This is a genomic window from Candidatus Deianiraea vastatrix, from assembly GCF_007993655.1.
GTDB classification, from domain to species: domain Bacteria; phylum Pseudomonadota; class Alphaproteobacteria; order Rickettsiales; family Deianiraeaceae; genus Deianiraea; species Deianiraea vastatrix.
In genome coordinates, this window is record NZ_CP029077.1 from 712,228 (window position 1) to 729,196 (window position 16,969).

General features: G+C 32.4%; 21 protein-coding genes and 1 pseudogene. 10 read left to right on the plus strand and 12 right to left on the minus strand.

Annotated elements, in window-relative coordinates; genetic code table 11:
- Positions 1-38 precede the first annotated feature (38 nt).
- Genes deia_RS03365 through deia_RS05940 form a run of 3 tightly spaced genes read right to left on the minus strand, consistent with a single transcriptional unit; the run spans position 39 to position 1,171 of the window.
- Positions 39-482 (minus strand): MnhB domain-containing protein, encoded by a 444-nt coding sequence (locus deia_RS03365; protein WP_146820752.1) that lies wholly within the window; start codon positions 480-482, stop codon positions 39-41.
- A 54-nt stretch (positions 483-536) separates the two neighbouring features.
- Positions 537-803, minus strand: coding sequence for a nitroreductase family protein (locus deia_RS05935; protein WP_146820753.1), 267 nt, complete (start codon positions 801-803; stop codon positions 537-539).
- Positions 804-808: 5 nt separating this feature from the next.
- Positions 809-1,171, minus strand: a complete 363-nt coding sequence (locus deia_RS05940; RefSeq protein WP_146820754.1) for a nitroreductase family protein — start codon at positions 1,169-1,171, stop codon at positions 809-811.
- 136 nt (positions 1,172-1,307) lie between these two features.
- Here deia_RS05940 and mlaD point away from each other — a divergent pair, with 136 nt between their 5' ends.
- Entirely contained in the window at positions 1,308-1,775 is a 468-nt protein-coding gene (mlaD, locus tag deia_RS03380; protein WP_146820755.1) for an outer membrane lipid asymmetry maintenance protein MlaD, read from the plus strand.
- A 2-nt stretch (positions 1,776-1,777) separates the two neighbouring features.
- Here the strand turns inward: mlaD and xseB are convergent, their stop codons facing one another.
- On the minus strand, positions 1,778-1,990 hold the full coding sequence (xseB, locus tag deia_RS03385; RefSeq protein ID WP_146820756.1) for an exodeoxyribonuclease VII small subunit: 213 nt from the start codon (positions 1,988-1,990) through the stop codon (positions 1,778-1,780).
- A gap of 112 nt (positions 1,991-2,102) precedes the next feature.
- On the opposite strand from xseB, the gene deia_RS03390 reads away from it, so the two are divergent.
- On the plus strand, positions 2,103-2,399 hold the full coding sequence (locus deia_RS03390) for a hypothetical protein (RefSeq protein ID WP_146820757.1): 297 nt from the start codon (positions 2,103-2,105) through the stop codon (positions 2,397-2,399).
- 2 nt (positions 2,400-2,401) lie between these two features.
- Entirely contained in the window at positions 2,402-3,151 is a 750-nt protein-coding gene (locus deia_RS03395; RefSeq protein WP_146820758.1) for a F0F1 ATP synthase subunit A, read from the plus strand.
- Here deia_RS03395 and deia_RS03400 read toward each other — a convergent pair.
- Genes deia_RS03400 through deia_RS03410 form a run of 3 tightly spaced genes read right to left on the minus strand, consistent with a single transcriptional unit; the run spans position 3,145 to position 4,133 of the window.
- On the minus strand, positions 3,145-3,531 hold the full coding sequence (locus tag deia_RS03400) for a hypothetical protein (RefSeq protein WP_146820759.1): 387 nt from the start codon (positions 3,529-3,531) through the stop codon (positions 3,145-3,147). The two genes, deia_RS03395 and deia_RS03400, sit on opposite strands and share 7 nt — an antisense overlap.
- Before the next feature lie 5 nt (positions 3,532-3,536).
- Positions 3,537-3,857 (minus strand): phage head closure protein, encoded by a 321-nt coding sequence (locus deia_RS03405; RefSeq protein WP_146820760.1) that lies wholly within the window; start codon positions 3,855-3,857, stop codon positions 3,537-3,539.
- A 3-nt stretch (positions 3,858-3,860) separates the two neighbouring features.
- Positions 3,861-4,133, minus strand: coding sequence for a head-tail connector protein (locus deia_RS03410; protein ID WP_146820761.1), 273 nt, complete (start codon positions 4,131-4,133; stop codon positions 3,861-3,863).
- A gap of 196 nt (positions 4,134-4,329) precedes the next feature.
- On the opposite strand from deia_RS03410, the gene deia_RS03415 reads away from it, so the two are divergent.
- Genes deia_RS03415 through metE form a run of 4 tightly spaced genes read left to right on the plus strand, consistent with a single transcriptional unit; the run spans position 4,330 to position 9,093 of the window.
- A complete protein-coding gene (locus tag deia_RS03415; protein ID WP_146820762.1) occupies positions 4,330-5,085 on the plus strand; it encodes a methylenetetrahydrofolate reductase in 756 nt (251 codons plus the stop codon).
- Positions 5,072-5,689, plus strand: a complete 618-nt coding sequence (locus deia_RS03420) for a LysE family translocator (RefSeq protein ID WP_161982842.1) — start codon at positions 5,072-5,074, stop codon at positions 5,687-5,689. The genes deia_RS03415 and deia_RS03420 overlap by 14 nt, the downstream gene beginning before the upstream one ends.
- A gap of 3 nt (positions 5,690-5,692) precedes the next feature.
- The gene (locus deia_RS03425; RefSeq protein ID WP_146820764.1) at positions 5,693-6,862 is read left to right on the plus strand and encodes a trans-sulfuration enzyme family protein; all 1,170 of its coding nucleotides are present in this window, start codon (positions 5,693-5,695) and stop codon (positions 6,860-6,862) included.
- Positions 6,863-6,888: 26 nt separating this feature from the next.
- Entirely contained in the window at positions 6,889-9,093 is a 2,205-nt protein-coding gene (gene metE / locus deia_RS03430) for a 5-methyltetrahydropteroyltriglutamate--homocysteine S-methyltransferase (protein WP_146820765.1), read from the plus strand.
- A 168-nt stretch (positions 9,094-9,261) separates the two neighbouring features.
- Here metE and deia_RS03435 read toward each other — a convergent pair whose 3' ends face one another.
- On the minus strand, positions 9,262-10,452 hold the full coding sequence (locus deia_RS03435; protein ID WP_146820766.1) for a phosphoglycerate kinase: 1,191 nt from the start codon (positions 10,450-10,452) through the stop codon (positions 9,262-9,264).
- A gap of 13 nt (positions 10,453-10,465) precedes the next feature.
- Positions 10,466-10,921: a hypothetical protein gene (locus tag deia_RS03440; RefSeq protein WP_146820767.1), complete on the minus strand. Its 456-nt coding sequence runs from the start codon at positions 10,919-10,921 to the stop codon at positions 10,466-10,468.
- Between the two features lie 114 nt (positions 10,922-11,035).
- Here deia_RS03440 and deia_RS03445 point away from each other — a divergent pair, with 114 nt between their 5' ends.
- The gene (locus tag deia_RS03445) at positions 11,036-12,535 is read left to right on the plus strand and encodes a hypothetical protein (RefSeq protein WP_146820768.1); all 1,500 of its coding nucleotides are present in this window, start codon (positions 11,036-11,038) and stop codon (positions 12,533-12,535) included.
- Positions 12,536-12,753: 218 nt separating this feature from the next.
- On the opposite strand, the gene hemH is transcribed toward deia_RS03445, so the two are convergent.
- Positions 12,754-13,794 (minus strand): ferrochelatase, encoded by a 1,041-nt coding sequence (gene hemH / locus deia_RS03450; protein WP_246117019.1) that lies wholly within the window; start codon positions 13,792-13,794, stop codon positions 12,754-12,756.
- A gap of 57 nt (positions 13,795-13,851) precedes the next feature.
- Here hemH and deia_RS03455 point away from each other — a divergent pair, with 57 nt between their 5' ends.
- Both deia_RS03455 and ybeY read left to right on the plus strand, forming a co-directional pair.
- Complete coding sequence (locus tag deia_RS03455; RefSeq protein WP_146820769.1) at positions 13,852-14,541, plus strand: hypothetical protein; 690 nt, start codon at positions 13,852-13,854, stop codon at positions 14,539-14,541.
- 3 nt (positions 14,542-14,544) lie between these two features.
- Positions 14,545-15,018, plus strand: a complete 474-nt coding sequence (ybeY, locus tag deia_RS03460) for an rRNA maturation RNase YbeY (protein WP_146820770.1) — start codon at positions 14,545-14,547, stop codon at positions 15,016-15,018.
- Between the two features lie 177 nt (positions 15,019-15,195).
- Here the strand turns inward: ybeY and deia_RS03465 are convergent, their stop codons facing one another.
- Together deia_RS03465 and map are read right to left on the minus strand one after the other, a co-directional pair.
- The gene (locus deia_RS03465) at positions 15,196-15,981 is read right to left on the minus strand and encodes a lysophospholipid acyltransferase family protein (protein ID WP_146820771.1); all 786 of its coding nucleotides are present in this window, start codon (positions 15,979-15,981) and stop codon (positions 15,196-15,198) included.
- Positions 15,982-16,082: 101 nt separating this feature from the next.
- Positions 16,083-16,912: pseudogene (map, locus tag deia_RS03470) on the minus strand (type I methionyl aminopeptidase).
- Between the last annotated feature and the right edge of the window lie 57 nt (positions 16,913-16,969).

Genomic DNA, 16,969 nt, shown 5'->3' on the forward strand with positions numbered 1-16,969 from the left:
TGCAACTTCAAAATAAATGAAATTAATAAATAGAAAATTCATGAGAAATTTTTGTGCATTATATATTTATAAAATGATAGAAATATTGTAGACATAGAGCCAAAAACTGCCATACAAACCGCCGCCTCTATCGCAAATATTCCTATTTGTTGTGCAATTTGTGCGCTTTTTGAAAATGTAGAATAGTCTAAAAATTCGCCACCAAGCAAATTTCCTATCAATCCTATTAATATATACATTACAACGCCAGTTAGACCGATATTTTTTAACAATGGAGTCTGAGTTAAAATATACCCTTGCCTTGTCGTACTGCCGTATAGCATTATATAAACTATTATCGGTATAGTAAAGATTATTCCAGACTGAAAGCCGCCACCTGGAGATACTTCCCCATGAAATTGCAAATAAAACGCAAACATCAATATCGGTGGAGTTATAATATGCATGCATATAGCAAGTATTTTATTATCAAGCGTCTTCATCTTGCAAAAATATTTTAACTTTTCTAAAGCATTTTTCTTTTTTGTCAAGTATTTTTATATCACTTCTATTGCATCTTTTTTATCAAATCTAACCTTAGCTAAAGTCTGATATTTATCTTCATCTGACCGATATCCAATTGGGCAAACAACAGCTGCGGTTAAGTTTTTTGCACGAAGTCCCAAGATTTCATCGTATTTTTCGGCTTCAAATCCGCCTATTGCACATGAATCGATTTTAAGCATTGCAACATGCGAAAGCAAATTACCAAGAGCGATAAAACATTGATTTTTTGCCCACTCAATGCGTTTTTCATCACTCATTCCCTTTACAACATTTTTATCATCATGTCTTTATATGCGCCTATCTTTTCCTTGTCAATATTGCGAGTTTTAGCGACCAAATCTATGTATTTTTCAACATAATCAGCATCGATTTTCGTATTTGCGCAAAAAACTATAAGATGCGACGCATCGGTAATTTGCCCTTGATTCCACGAAAAAGGACGAAGCTTGGCACGTATATTTTCATCACGAATAACAAGAAACTTCCAAGGCTGAAGCCCATAAGAAGACGGCGCCATGCGAAGAGATTCCATTATTTCATCGAATGTTTTTTCATCAATTTTCTTTGTTTTATCAAATACTTTAGTGGAATATCTCCAATTCATCATTTCACTTAGCATTGCCATATATAAATCAAATATATAGCTTTATAATACACTTATTTTAAATTGCAAGCCTATTTTAATGATAAATTAATTGATTGAAAAATATCTTGAACTTTAAAAAATCATCATTATACATGTATTACATATTACAAAATATATGAAAAAATATCAATTTGAAGCCATTATAGGTGCGTTCGTTTTATTTTTTGCCGCTATTTTTCTATTTCAAATAATGAAATCTAGTGGACTAAAATCTGTATCATCAAATTCCGTTACTATATCTGCAAAATTTTCAAATGTTGATGGCATAGAAATTGGAAGTGATGTTAAAATAAGTGGAGTAAAAATTGGGGTTGTTTCCGATAAAAAGCTGGATATAGAAAATTATAGAGCAGTACTTTATTTTTCCATAAATGACAATATTAAAATTCCAACCGATTCAAGTGCAGCAGTTGTAAGTTCCGGTTTACTCGGTGGAAAATATATCGATATTAGACCCGGATCTGAAGAAATATACATGAAATCCGGAGATAAAATATCATATACCCAAAGCTCTGTAAATCTTGAGGAATTAATAGGGAAATTTGCATTTGGCAGCTCAAGCTCGCCTCAAGCGAAGAAATAAATTTATTCGGTCTTGGTTGATTCTTTTGAGTCAATGTTTAATTTATTAATTGTTTTTTTTGCATTTGAGATAAAATCCTCGCAAAATTTCCGTAATTTTGTAGCCTCTTCATATAATTTTAGCGAAGACTCAAGCGGATTTTCGTAGTCTTCTAATATATTTGATATTTCTACTAATCTTGCAAAAGCTTTTTCAAAAGTAAGTTTTTCAGACATTTTATGTAAAATTTTTAACCATTAAAAATGATTTGAAATATTAGTCAAGAAAATATTGACTTTTAAAAAAATATGTACTACAAATTGTGAGATTTATTTTATACACTTGAATATGTTTAAGCAAATTAATGAAGCAAGAAAAATGGCAGGACTAATTGAAGAAAAAATGAAAGCTTCATCACTGGAAATTTCCTGCGGATGTATTAAAATTATCGGTAATGTAAAAACTATTGAAAAAGTAGAGCTTGCCGAGGGTTATTTAGACATAAAACACGAAAAATTACAAGATGATCTAAAAAAAGCAATGAATGAATATATGAAAAAATCTGACTCTGGAAAACAAAAAATTACAGCTGATGCCATGGGTGGCATGAGCGGCATGATGGATATGATAAAAAATCTTAAGTAATTATGCAAGAGGAATTTTCTCAAAAATTTGAATACGAAGAGGCTTTTAGCCCAATGAACCAGTTTCAAATTAAAAAAATATTTGAAATTAAGCCCTTTGGATACGATATTAGCTTTACGAATGCCTCGCTTGTTATGATGATTGCGGCATTAATATGCTTTATTTTGATTAAATTTAGCATTAAAAAAGATTCAAAAATTTCAAAAATGCAGCTTTTAATTGAGAAAATTTATCTGTTTGCCGAAAATATAACAATTAACTCCATAGGAATTAATGGAAAAAAGTATACACCTTTAATATTGACGCTTATAATGTATATATCTGTGCTTAATCTTTTGGGCATATTTATGTTTTCGCCAACCAGTCATATTGCCATGACAATTCCAATGGGAATGATTGTTTTTGCGGTTTGCATTTTTATATCAGTGAAGGTGCATGGCTTTAAATATTTTACAATTTTCATACCAAAAGATGCGCCAACTGCAATAAAACCTCTTATGCTGATTATTGAATTTGTGTCATATGTATCAAGACCTTTTAGCCTTGGGCTAAGGCTTGCGGCAAATATAATAGCAGGCCATGTTATGATAGCAGTTGTTGCAAGTTTTGTCCAAGAAATGGGAGTTTATGGCATCTTACCAATTTTATTTATCATAGCATTTTCAATGTTTGAATGTTGTATATGTCTCTTACAAGCATATGTTTTCTCACTTTTGTCATCAAATTACATAGCCGAGGCAAAACATCATTGAAAAATTAGCTCATATACCAAAATTCCTGTGCTAAAACCATATTTTTGGTCATTTTCTATTTGCGAAGACTTAATTTCACAAGATATGAAGCTGGAATCTATATTTTCATTAATGCCATCAAGTGATATTATAGATTTAATTTGATTTATTATATCGGATATATTTTTTATACTTTGAGAATCGTCAACTATAGATAATTCAACAACAGCAGTGCTATTTATACCGTCATCTTGACTAATTTTAACAAGATTAATCAATGTAAATGGCATATTTGTGTTTTTTGGCGGTATGCAAGAAAAAATATTAATTTTTTTATTATTAATATATATTTTATTATTTATCGCTTGAAAAAAAGCTTTTTGTATAGAGAAAATGTCCATAAAAATTATAAAATAACTGAGCAAAAAATTTCTGTATATTTGTTAGATTCTGAGTTGATAGATTTAATTGTCATTGTATCATTTTGAAACAATATTCTATTTAAAATACTAATATTTTCATCATAACGAATTGTAATTTTATAGTTTTTTTCCAAGGTTTTTTTCCCAAGTATCACAAACTCACTAAAATTTTGATATTCAACACTTGCAAAAACTTCCTTTAATGTCGTCCAATTTTCAGTAAATCCACCAGATTCATCATATACTAGCTCTTGTTTTTGAATAATGATTTTAGACTTTAAAGACGATGTAAGATTATTTTTCATAAATTAAATTAAACGAAAATTTTTATATTTTTTATAAACATATGTTATGCGAGATGGCGTCTGCACCTCAAGATTTCCACGATTTTCATATAAAAATGCAATATGATCAAGCATTGCATTTACCAAATCTTGTGGTAAATTTGCAAAATCAATATTATTTGAAATATAGTGCTTTGCAAAAATTTCGACCCCTGAAATAAAATTTTGAATTATATCGTCCTCGTCATTTGTCATTATTCGAAGATATTTCTTGGTTAAATCTAATGTAATTTGCATATATATAAAAAATTTATTACACCAAGTGATATGATATTTTTTTTTGGAAGCATTTTTCTCTTGACTTTTATTTTTTTAATTACAAAGAGTTTGAAAATAGATTATTTTGTGATATTTACTAGATTTATAAACATTACTCGAATGCGAATGTGTTAATTGCACTGCAAGTAAAGTATTTTGTTTATAATTTTTGTTTATGTCCTTTGAAAGTAAATTAATTTCCTCGTCATCCTTTGAATTTTTTCCACCCCTTTCGGAATCTGGTTTTTCTGCATTAGAAAGTAAAATAGTTACATGTCTTTCTTTAAAAAGTGCCAAATTTGCATCAATTACATATGGCGCATCTAGCTCTGGGCAAGAAAGAACTATAGCTTTCGTCAACTACTTTGCTCAAAAATATCCAGCTTTAATGAGAAAAATTGCCTTACATATTACATGCACGGAAAAGACTAAAATTGAAGTTTTACAAAATATAAAGCATTTTTACAATTTTGGCATAAGGCAATTTGTAATTATTAGGGGCGATGGCAATATTTTGACAAATGGATTTCAATATGCATCAGAGCTAATTGCCGCAGCAAGAAAGGAATTTTTTGATATTGCTATATATATAGCTGGGTATCCCGAAAAAGACAATGAATTGCAATATACCAAAATGAAGATAGAATATGGGGTAAATGCCTGTATAACGCAAGTTTGTTTTGATGCAGAGAAGTTGATTGATTTTGCGAAAAAAATTAAAATACCAATAATTCCAGGGCTTATATTGCCATCTGAAAAATCAATTAATTTTGCGAAAAAATTAGGTGTGTTCACCTGTGAAATTCCAGACCCAAAGGCGTTTTTGAAAGATCAAATTACACATCTTCAAGAAGGTGGTTTTTCTCATTTCCACTTTTACACCTTAAATAATTTTGATGATTTATTATTTTTATTCTATGAAAATATCTGAAATTTTAATAATGCAATTTTTTTATATAATCTGGCCCGGGCTGACCTTTGCTTGTGTTACAAATATTGCGATAAATAATGGAAAAAAAGCTGGTATTTTCTTTGCAGCAGGCGATGCACTTGGCGGCGGAGTGTTAAAAATCTTGGGTCTTTTTGGGCTTGGAATTGTTTTAAAATCGCATCATCTAATTTATTCTGGTTTAAAAATTATTGGCGTTTTATATTTACTTTATTTATCCTCAAAAATTGTTATTGATACATTTAAAAATCAATTTGAAAGCAAGTCAAATGCAATTGAATCAAGTTATTTTAAAAAGGGATTTTTATTTTCAACTTCCTATATAGCATCAATTTTATTTTATATGACGCTTTTTGCCTCGATGGAAGAAAATATCACTTATTTTGAGAAATTTCTAATGATTATTTGGATGGTTTCATTAAATTTTATATATCATTTTTCAGTTATACATTTGCTTACCAACAACAGAATATATAAAAAAATACAGAAATATATTTTTGCAATTAGAATTGTTTCTTGCATATTTATTGCTTATTTTGCAATAAAAGTGCTTTTACAATTAGTTTATGATTTATTTTTAGTGTAATTTATGAGTAATAAAAATTCATGCTTTGAAACAAACGCAATTAGAGTTGGCTCAGAGCCAGATCCTATAAATGGCTCGGTAATACCCGGTATTTTCCAAACCTCAACATATGTTCAAGAGTCACCAAATGTAACCAAGGGCTTTGATTACACAAGATGCACAAATCCAACAAGAAAAAATCTTGAAACTTGCCTTGCAAGCCTTGAAGAAACAAATTACTGCCTTGCAACTGCATCTGGGCTTTCTGCTATAACATGCATTTTAAATCTACTACCAAATGGTGCAAATATTGTTTGCGGAAATGATGTCTACGGCGGAACTTATAGGCTGCTTGCCACAATTTTTAATGATAAATTTAATGTAACATGGGTTGACACAACAGATAGTCAAAATGTCGAAAATGTATGCAAAGAGCTAGGAAAAATCGATCTTTTATGGATTGAAGCGGTTTCCAATCCACTTCTTCGTGTTACAGATATTGAAAAAGTTGCCAAAATCGCTAAGAATTATGGCGGTATTGTCGTAGTAGACTCAACATTTTTAACACCTTATTTGCAAAAACCTGTAAAATTTGGCGCAGATATAATTGTTCACTCTCTTACAAAATACATAAATGGACACAGTGATGTGCTTGCAGGCGGCATTTTTACTAACTCAAAAGAACTTTTTGACAAGCTATACTATATACAAAAAACTCTTGGGCCATCTTTGTCTCCTTTTGACTCTTGGCTTGTTTTAAGAGGCGTCAAAACTCTTGCAGTTAGAATGAAAGCACATCAGGAAAATGCCATTGAAGTTGCAAAATTTCTGACATCTTGCGATAAAGTTGAAAAGGTTTTTTATCCAGGGCTAGAAACTCATAAAAACTCCGATATTTTAAAGTCTCAGTGCGAAAAAACCTTCACAGGTGGAGGCATGATCTCCTTTTATATTAAGGGAAATCTAGACACAGCTAAGGCATTTATAGCAAATCTCAAAATATTCCAGCTTGCAGAAAGTTTGGGCGGCATAGAAAGTTTAGTTTGCGTTCCTGCTTTAATGACTCACGCCTCTGTTCCGAAAAATATTCGCGATGCAAACGGTGTAACTGATAATTTAATTAGATTATCAGTTGGAATCGAGGGTAAAGATGATATAATGTCCGATTTGCAATCTGCATTTTCAAAAATTTAGTTTTATTTGTTTTTTTATTTAGTTTTATGACACATTCAGTACAGTCGGCCTGCATTGGCTTTCCAAGAGTTGGAAAAAATCGCGAATTAAAATTTGCACTTGAGTCTTTTTGGCAAGGTAAAATATCAAGAAAAGAGCTTGAAGATGTTGCAATTTCAATTCGTAAAAACAACTGGGAATTGCAAAAATCATTTGATTTCATCGCATCTTGCGACTTTTCATACTACGACCATGTTCTTGATTTATCTTTTGAATTTTCAAATATTCCTGCGAAATTTAATGTTGTTGAAGATGATTTTGAAAGATATTTTGCAGTTGCACGCGGGTATCAAAAAAATGGACATGACCTGCACGCATGCGAATTGTCAAAATGGTTTAATACAAATTACCACTATATAATTCCAGAATTTCACTCCGATGTAAAGCCAAATTACAAACCAAGGAAATTTGTCTCACAATTTTTAGAGGCAAAAAATTTAGGAATTAACACAAGACCAGTTATCATTGGCCCGGTATCATATTTACTGCTTGGGAAAGAAAAAACCATTACAAGAGCTGAGATTTTTGAAAATATTCTAACCTGTTACGAAGCATTAATTTTAGATTTAAAAGCAAATGGCGCAACCGATATACAAATTGATGAGCCATATCTTGCAACTGAGCTTGATGCCGAAGTGAAAAAACTATACACAGATGCATATAATAGACTTTCAAAACTTGGCGTAAAAATACATCTTGTTACTTATTTTGATGAATTGGCAGAAAATAGTGAGTTAGCATTTAGCCTTCCGGTTTACTCAATACATTTAGATTTGTCTGAATTTTCCATTCCAAGTCTACCAAAAACAGATAAAGTTATATCTCTGGGCTTAATTAGTGGAAGAAATATTTGGAAAAATAATCTTGAAAAAAGCTTCGATATTGCAAAGAAAATCCTTGAAGAAAATAGCATAATTATCGCAACTTCCTGCTCACTACTTCACACTCCATATAGCGTTGAATCTGAGCAAAAACTTGAAGAAAAAATTAAAAATCGCCTTGCTTTTGCAAAGGAGAAATTAATTGAAATTAAAGTTCTTACCGATCACTTGAAAAACAACACCAAGCCTGAAAAATTTGCCATAAATGTTGAAAAAAATGAAGCAGTATGGCAAAGACTTAAAGATCTTAACGGTAATTACGAAAGAGCGTCAGTATTTGCAGATAGAAAAAAAGCTCAAGAATGCCTAAATATTCCACTTTTTCCAACTACAACTATTGGTTCATTTCCACAAGATGCTGCAATTCGTAAAAATCGCTCAGACTTCAAGAAAGGTCTAAAAACACAGGCAGAATACGATAAATTTTGCCAAGATGTCATTAGAGATTGCATAAAAAGACAAGAAGATCTTGACATCGATGTGCTTGTTCATGGTGAATGCGAAAGAAATGACATGGTTGAATATTTTGGTGAAAATCTTGAAGGTTTTTGCTTTACAGAAAATGGCTGGGTTCAAAGCTATGGGTCAAGATGCGTTAAGCCGCCAGTTATTCACTCTGATGTTTCAAGACGCAATGCAATTACTGTAAAATGGGCAGAATTTGCTCAAAGCTGCAGTAAAAAACATGTTAAAGGAATGCTCACAGGTCCTGTTACAATCTTAAAATGGAGCTTCGTTCGTGACGATATTCATCAAAAAATTACATGTCAACAAATCGCTCTTGCACTTCTTGACGAAGTTTTGGATCTTGAGAAAGCAGGCATTGCAATTATACAAATTGATGAACCTGCAATTCGCGAAATTTTGCCAATTAGGCGTAAAAAATGGAATGAAGTTTTAACTTGGGCTGTAGATTGTTTTAAGATTTCCGCTTATAAAGTTGCAAATACAACTCAAATCCACACACATGTTTGTTATTCTGAGTTTAATGACATTATTGACCACATTGTTAAACTTGATGCCGATGTCTTGTCAATTGAAGCTTCAAGGTCAGATCTTGAGGTTTTATCGGCATTAAAAGATGGTGGATATAAAAATGATATTGGACCTGGCGTATGGGATATACACTCTCCAAGAGTGCCATCTTATGCGGAAATGTCAGATATTATCGAGAAATCTCTAAAGGTCTTAAAGCCTGAGCAGATTTGGGTAAATCCAGATTGTGGGCTTAAGACAAGAGGCTGGGATGAGGTAACTAAATCTCTTTCAAGTCTTGTTGCTGTTGCAAAGGATTTTAGAAAGAAACATTAACATATCGCATATAAAACCAAGGGGCCTTCTTCCTTGGTTTCTTTTCTTGATTGAAATATAAATAAAACAAGCTGAAATATTATCTTGTTTTTTTACTTGATTGCCAAAAAAATCAAGCAATATGCAACCTAGCTGCAGAATTTATAATGATATATGAGGCGATTGATTCTATCTCTTTATCGGAATTGATATTACCGATATTCCAGGTAATGTATTTTGCTCAAGATATTCAAGGAAAGCACCACCTGCAGTTGAAACAAAAGAAAATTCATCTGCCGTGCCAGATAAATTTGCGCACGCAACCGCGTCCCCTCCTCCAACTATCGATGAAATGGATTTGTTTTTTGTATAATGTGAGATTAAATTTGCAATTGTAAAGCTTCCTACATTAAACGGCGATACCTCGTATACACCCGCAGGGCCGTTCCATATTACATTGTTTGATGATGTTATCTGTTCTTCAATTAGTTTTAGTGTTTGAAAGCCAACATCAACAATGAAGTCATCTTTTTGAATTTCACTAAGCTTTACAAGCCTTACATTTACTGGTTTTTCAAACGATTTGGAAACAATTACATCAACTGGCAATATTAATTTGCAGTTTTCTTTCTTGCAAATTGAAATAATTTCCTGTGCATCTTTTACATTTGCCTCTTCGCATATTGAAAGTCCAATTTCATAACCAGATGCGAGTAAAAATGTATTTGCCATGCCGCCACCTAGGAAAATTGATGAAGATTTATGAATTAAATTTTTAACTAAACCAATTTTTGATGATATTTTAGATCCACCTATAATACAAAAATTCTTCCCATTTTTCGATAGTGATGAATTTATTGCCTCGACTTCATTTAGCAAATTCAACCCTGCAAAAGATGGTAAAAATTGCGCAATTGTAAATACAGATGCATGTTTTCTATGAGAACACGCAAACGCATCATTTACAAAGCATGTTGCATATTCAGAAAGAATTTTTGCAAAATTTTCATCACCTGCCTCTTCTTCTTTATGAAATCTAAGGTTTTCAAGCATGCAAACTGTACCAAATGGTAATGATTTTACAAGAGAAATTGAATCTTGCGATGTAATATCTTTGATAAAATGAATCTTTATGTCAAGTAGACGAGATAACTCATCGCATATCGGTTTCAAAGAATGTTTCGCATCAAAGCCATTTGGGCGACCAAGATGACTTGCTATAACAACTTTAGCGCCAGATGAAAGTAGGTATTTTATTGTTGGAATTGAAGATTCAATTCTGTGTGAATCCAATATACATCCATCTTTCATCGGAACATTAAGGTCGCAGCGAAGAAAGACAGATGTGTTAGTTACTGGATAATCTTTAACAGAATTCATTTTTTACAATAAACTATTTATTATTGTTTTTCTTCTTGTTTTTCTTATCTTTTTTAGCGTCAGATTTTGCATCAGCTTTTTGATTTTGCTGAGATGGAGCAACTTTTGGCTGCTCAGAAGGAGCAACTTCAGATGGTTTAACAGCTTCAGCTTGTGCAACAGGCGCATTAGGTTGAGCTTGTTGTCCAGCAGGCGCAGGAACAGCTTGAGGTTGTTGATTTGCTTCCGGTTGTTGATTTTCAACTTGAGGATTTACAGCTGCATCAGCAACTTGCGGTTGTTGATTTGCTTCCGGTTGTTGATCAACAGCAGGATTCATTGGGTCAACTGGTAAGCCAGGTTGAGGTATAGTAACATTTTCTTCTCTTGAACCAACCAAATAAGGCGCAAACTTAGATACAACTCCAGAAAGTCTAAGGCCAAGTAAGAATGAAATAGTGACTAAAAGTACTAAAATTAGATGTTTCATATAGATAAGCAACAAAATATTAATACGAAAGAAATACTTTTTTTTTTATAGTCAAGTTTTTTCTTGATTTTTTTATTTTACTTGTTACAATGAGAGTTGTAATTTAAAAAGAAAATGGAAAGTAAAATATTACAAGAGCCAATTTTGCAAGATCCAGACTTGGTAGTAGGCCAATTAAAAGAAGATTTAAAAAAAATTACAGCATCCAATGACGAATTTATTCAACAAAATAACATCTTACAAAGGGAAGAGTTTATAAAGTTAATAAAAAATGATAAAGTAAAGCAAGAGGAAGTGCGTACTCGTATAAAACAATTGGAAGAAATGCAAAAAAGAATCAATGAATTTAATACAAAAAATCCAAGTAAGCAAATTAATGGAAATGGTATTGATCGATTTACTACGTCATATAAGGATGCAATAAATCAAGCATTAAATCCCAATAACAAGCCAAAAGATCCAAAAGTAGATGATGAAAGCCAAGATGATGAAAAATTAAAGTTAGATTTTGATAATGACAAGGATTATGAAGAAACTTTAGACAATATAGATAATCAACCTCCGATTGAAATTAAAAAAGGTCACAATGATGCACCAGATGAGCCCAAGAAAACATTTTGGGATAAAGCAAAACCTCTTGCAATAACAGCTGGTAAAATCTTACTAGTCATAGCAACACTAGGTGGATCCATCGCTGGAATTTCTATAGGCTCAGCTATGCTAACTTCAGTTGTAGCCGGCGGCATCATTATTGGACCAATTGTTGCAAGTATTGGCCTTTTATTGTTTGCTGGAATTGGCTTGTATGTAATAAGCAAGCTAAATGAAAAATGGAAAGATGGCACAGAAAAAACTATAGAGCGCGGTCAAACAAAAAGGCGTGAACATCAGCAATCTATTGATAAAGCAATTAAGAATGTCAAGTGGCATGGCAATCAAAGAGAAATACTGAATAAAATAGAGAAAGATTTAAAGGCAGACCTAAAATATCAAGGTAAATTGGAAGAAAAGATTAAAAAGATTGATAAAGAAATAAAAAAAATGGAGTCTTCCAAAAAGCCATTAACTGAAAAACAGCAAATGGAATTAAACAAACTAAAATTTGATAGAGCAGACTTAGAGGAAAAACTCAATGTTGTGAAAATATTGAATCATTATCGCAACACAGGCGAGGATATTAATATACACCCAAAAACAATCAGCATAGATCCGTCAAAGCAAAACAACCAAAAAGAAATACGCATTCAACCAGAATCTACATTAAACAACAAACCTCAAGCACCAGTTCAGCCAAAAGATCAACAACAACCTCAAGCACCAGTTCAACAACCAACTGAGCGAATGTTAAAAATGGATTTTGATGACAATAGTATTAATGATGAAATGAATTATCAAGATCAAAGAAAAAATCCTCAATCAAATCCTCAACCAGAACATCTTTATGATGCTTCTACAATAGAAACTGAAAATTCATCGCAAGAAATGCCTAAAAGTCATATACCATTAAATGTTGGAAAAAAGGCGCAAGAAATAGCACAAGGAATACATCAAAAACCATATATTTCAAAAGTAGCTCACCCAAGTCAAGGAAGTCAGATAAGTCAAGTACATTAATATATATGCTTCATAACAAAAACATACATTCATGTGGCAATAAATTTTCTATACATCTTATTACTGCAAATTGCATTTTCTAATATTGTGAAGCTTCAAATCTTTTGTTTAAATTACATTTATCAATGCCAAAACAACAGAAATAAAATCTATTTTTACCACTTTGCTCAAGAACAAATCATAAAACCCACACATAAATCTATACAAACATTTCAACACTAATCAGCATCTCTAGCTACCGAGTTATACACAAGCTTTCCAAGACAGGATATGAAACTTGGCGCTACCGCAAGGGTTGGTATGCGAAAATAGTTTTTTATGCCGATTTCGCGTGCGAGCTCAAGATATTCCATGTCAAGCTCAACAAGGGTTTCGCTGTGCTCACTGACGAATGCAATTGGGAAAATGCAAACATCCATGTCGTCTGTTTTGCAGGCTCGAATTTCGGTTTCAAGGGACGGTGTAAGCCATTTTTTTGGCCCAACTTTTGACTGATAGCAAAGGCGTGTATCCAGCCTCATTTTCAGCATTTCTTCAAGGCTTTGCACGATTAATTCATAAGATTTTTCAACTTGTTTTTGATATGGGTCACCGCTATCAACAATTGACTGTGGAAGCCCATGTGCAGAGAATAAAAAGCGTGTTTTTTCAAGGTTTTTGATGTTATTTTGTATATAGTCGAAAATTAAATTACTGCAAGATGAAATAAAGTCAAAATTATCGTGGTAATCGATGATTTTATGCACTTTTGCCCTACCCTTATATGGTGATTTTAGCCCGTTTATCGACTCGTGCCATATATCAAAAAAGCTCTCAGTTGTTGTTGTTGAATACTGTGGATAAAGTGGCATTAATACTATATGCTGTGGGTCAAATTCCGCAACTTGAGCAAGCACTTCAGCAAGACTTGGTGTTGCGTGACGCATGGCATAAAAAACACGCCAATTTATGCTCTTATCGCCCGAGTATGAGTAGTCTTTAATTAGCTTATTTTGCAGTGCAATTGCTTGATTTAGCGTATTTTCCCCAATTGGAGACTTGCCCCCTAGCAGTTTATATATGTTTTTTGCTTTATTTTTCCGCAGTTTTGAGATAAGTTTTGCAATAACAAAGCGTGGAATTGGATGCAGTGGAATTATTCTTTTATCGAAAAATAGACTCATTAAAAACGGCTCTACTTCGTCAAGATTATTTGGCCCTCCAAGGTTAAAAACTATGCAGCAAGCCTTAATATTTGTATCAAGCGGGTCTTCTATCATAAAAAACTAGACTTTTATTTTTTTTATTTTATAAAACAATTAAGTTATTTAAAAGCAATGAAAAAATTATGTATTTTTACATTATTAATTTTTTTACAATCCTGCTACAGGTATAACCCTGCAATCAGAGCAAATTGGGCTAAAAATACAGAATTTGAGCAACAATACGGGAAAAATGACATTAGACTTCCAATGCAAAATATTCCCTATATTGAACTATATGTGGCACGAAATAAGCAATACGAAGATAAGGAAATGCAAAGCAGAATGACAAGATATGCATCAAACAGCTATGATAGATATGCAAGCGATTTACAGGAAATGCGCTTGGTATCAGATAAAATTGTAAATGATGTCAAAACCCAAGCGATAAAAGAGCAACAAAATGCAAAATATATTTACAATGAGGAAAAAGAGGAATATGAGCTTGATCCATCTTCAATTAAACCAGCAATTTCATCACCAACTCTTGCAAATCGATATGCTTTTAATAAAAGAATGGGCTATAAAACATCCATTCCATACAAAAATGCTTTTGAAATAATTAGCATGAGAAATAAGGGCTATATTCCAAATGCAGAATATTTCCAAAATATGAATGTAAAATATGAAAAAGTAAAAACTATGCGTGATATAGAATATGTTTACCCAAAAAAGAGTGCTAAAGAAATATACATGATGGCAGGAAATAGTATTAGTGAAAAAGTATTGCAATCTGCCTATGGCTCTTACAAAACAGATGATTAAAATATGAAAAAACCTAGTATTCAAGTAAATGTATATAAAAAATCTAGAAATTTAAAGATATTTTTTGACGTAGATAAAACTTTTATTTCAAAAATAGTTAATCATGTTGCAATATTCTTGCACAATAATATCAGCTATGAAATGACTTTGCTGCTATCAAATGATATATTTATCCAAAATTACAATAGAGATTATCGAAATAAAGACACGCCTACAAATGTTTTATCATTTGAATCAAGCGATAAAGATGAAGATTTTTACCTTGGAGACATGATTATCTCCCTTGAAACAATTGCAAAAGAGGCAAATGAACAAGGCAAAAGCATACATGATCACTTTACGCATATTTTAATACACGGCGTATTGCATCTTTTTGGCATGGATCACATTCTGGAAGATGAGCGAATAAAAATGGAAAAGCTCGAAATTGAAATATTAAAAACACTTGGAATTAGCGATCCTTACTTGGATTTTTAAATTTAAAATCAAGTTATATACCATAAAGCAGTGAAGCTTGATAAAAAGATAGAGATTTTGCATTTTTTATCGATGTTTTCTTCAGCTCAACATAGATTTTTAATGGAATTGGTACAAGAATTTGAGTTTAGTAGAAGTTTTCAGCAACTGATAGTTGGGGAAATGATACTAGATACGTTATTTTAGACTATCGCAGACTGTTTTTGCATATAGCCTTGCGTCAGCCTCGATTGCGGCCTCTATTTCCTCTTTAATGGCGATTATAAATGATTTATTATCGTAATCTTGCGGATTGATCGCCCGAGTATAGACCAGTTTTACATAAATTTCACCACTGTATTTATAAAGACCTTTTTTCGGCCAGAAAAATCCGGAATTAATAGACACAGCCGCTAGATTTGACGATATTTTAGAGAAAATATCAAGACATGCAAATTTGTATTTAACGTGGTTTTTATAGCCATTTTCGTATAAAGTTTTTTCGCAAACTCGTGTTCCTTGTGGGAATAAAATCACATTTTTTCCTGATTTAATCGCGTTTATTATTGCGTTATTCATGCTCTTAATTTCAGATATTGATATTTTCCTGCTAACTGGAATCATGCCCATATTTTTTAAATACCAGCCATAAAATGGGATTTTAAGCAGGTCGGACTTCAAAACAAAACAGGGATTTTTAATTTTTGCAAGGAAAAATATCGTCTCAAAAGCGGACTGATGTTTAGATAAAATAAGGCTATATTGTGAGATTTCATCGACGTTTTTCGCATCGCATGTGATGTTACAGATATGTTTTAGTGCAAAAAGCACGCCATTTGCCCAAAATCTGCCAAGTTTTATCGCATGTTTTTTAGAAACTCCAATTGGAAAGCCAATTATCGCACATAAAATCGTCCAAGCGGCAAAGAATATTGTAAAAACAAGGCTTGAAATTGCATTGCATTTTTTTGGAAGACTAGTCATATTGCTAAATTATTTACAATTCTAGTAAAATTTTCTAAGTCTCTTTGGTTAAAAAAGTAGATTGCATCTGATATTTTAGAAATTTGCATCATAATTTTATACTATCTAAAATCTGGAAAAGGCGGGTATTTTCAAAATTGTCTGATTTTGTGAAAATCTCGCAGCCATTTGCGGTAACGCCTATTGTATGCTCAAATTGCGCGGAAAGCTGGCGATCTTTCGTGGTTACTGTCCAGCTGTCGATTTTTGACACATTAACATCAAAACGCCCTGCATTTATCATGGGTTCAATGGTAAAAAACATGCCTTCCTCAAGAGTTATTGAATCGGCGTAATCTACAACATCATCAGCGTAATAATGCGGCACCATGGGCTCTGTGTGGAAGGTTTTCCCAACGCCGTGACCGCAAAAATCTCTTACAACTGAGAAGTTATATTTTGCAACATAGCTTTGTATTGATTTTCCAATTTCGGCAAGTTTTATGCCGGGTTTTACAAGATTTATAGCGTTCATCATTGCGTTATATGTAACTTTTGTAAGGCGTTTTGCCTTGATTGTTTTTGGATCGTTTTCGGTAAAGCTATTGCCTACAAAAAAAGTTCTGCATGAATCACCGTGCCAGCCATCAAGAATTGGCGTGACATCAATTCCGACTATATCTCCATCGCGAAGCTCGTAATCGCTTGGAATGCCATGGCAAACTACATGATTTACTGAGGTACACATTGACTTTGGAAAGCCTTTATAGCCAAGCGGCGCGCAAATTCCGCCATTACTTGTTATAAAGTCGTAGCATATTTTATCAAGAGCTTCAGTTGTCACTCCCGGTTTTATGAATTCTTCAATCATATCAAGGGTATTTGCAGCCATTTTACCGGCCTTTTTCATGCCTTCAAAATTACTTTTTGCATGAATTGGTATTTTTTTCATAAAAAAAACTAGAAAAATAAAATTTATATGTTCTAATAGGGTACAAGTTTTTTAAAA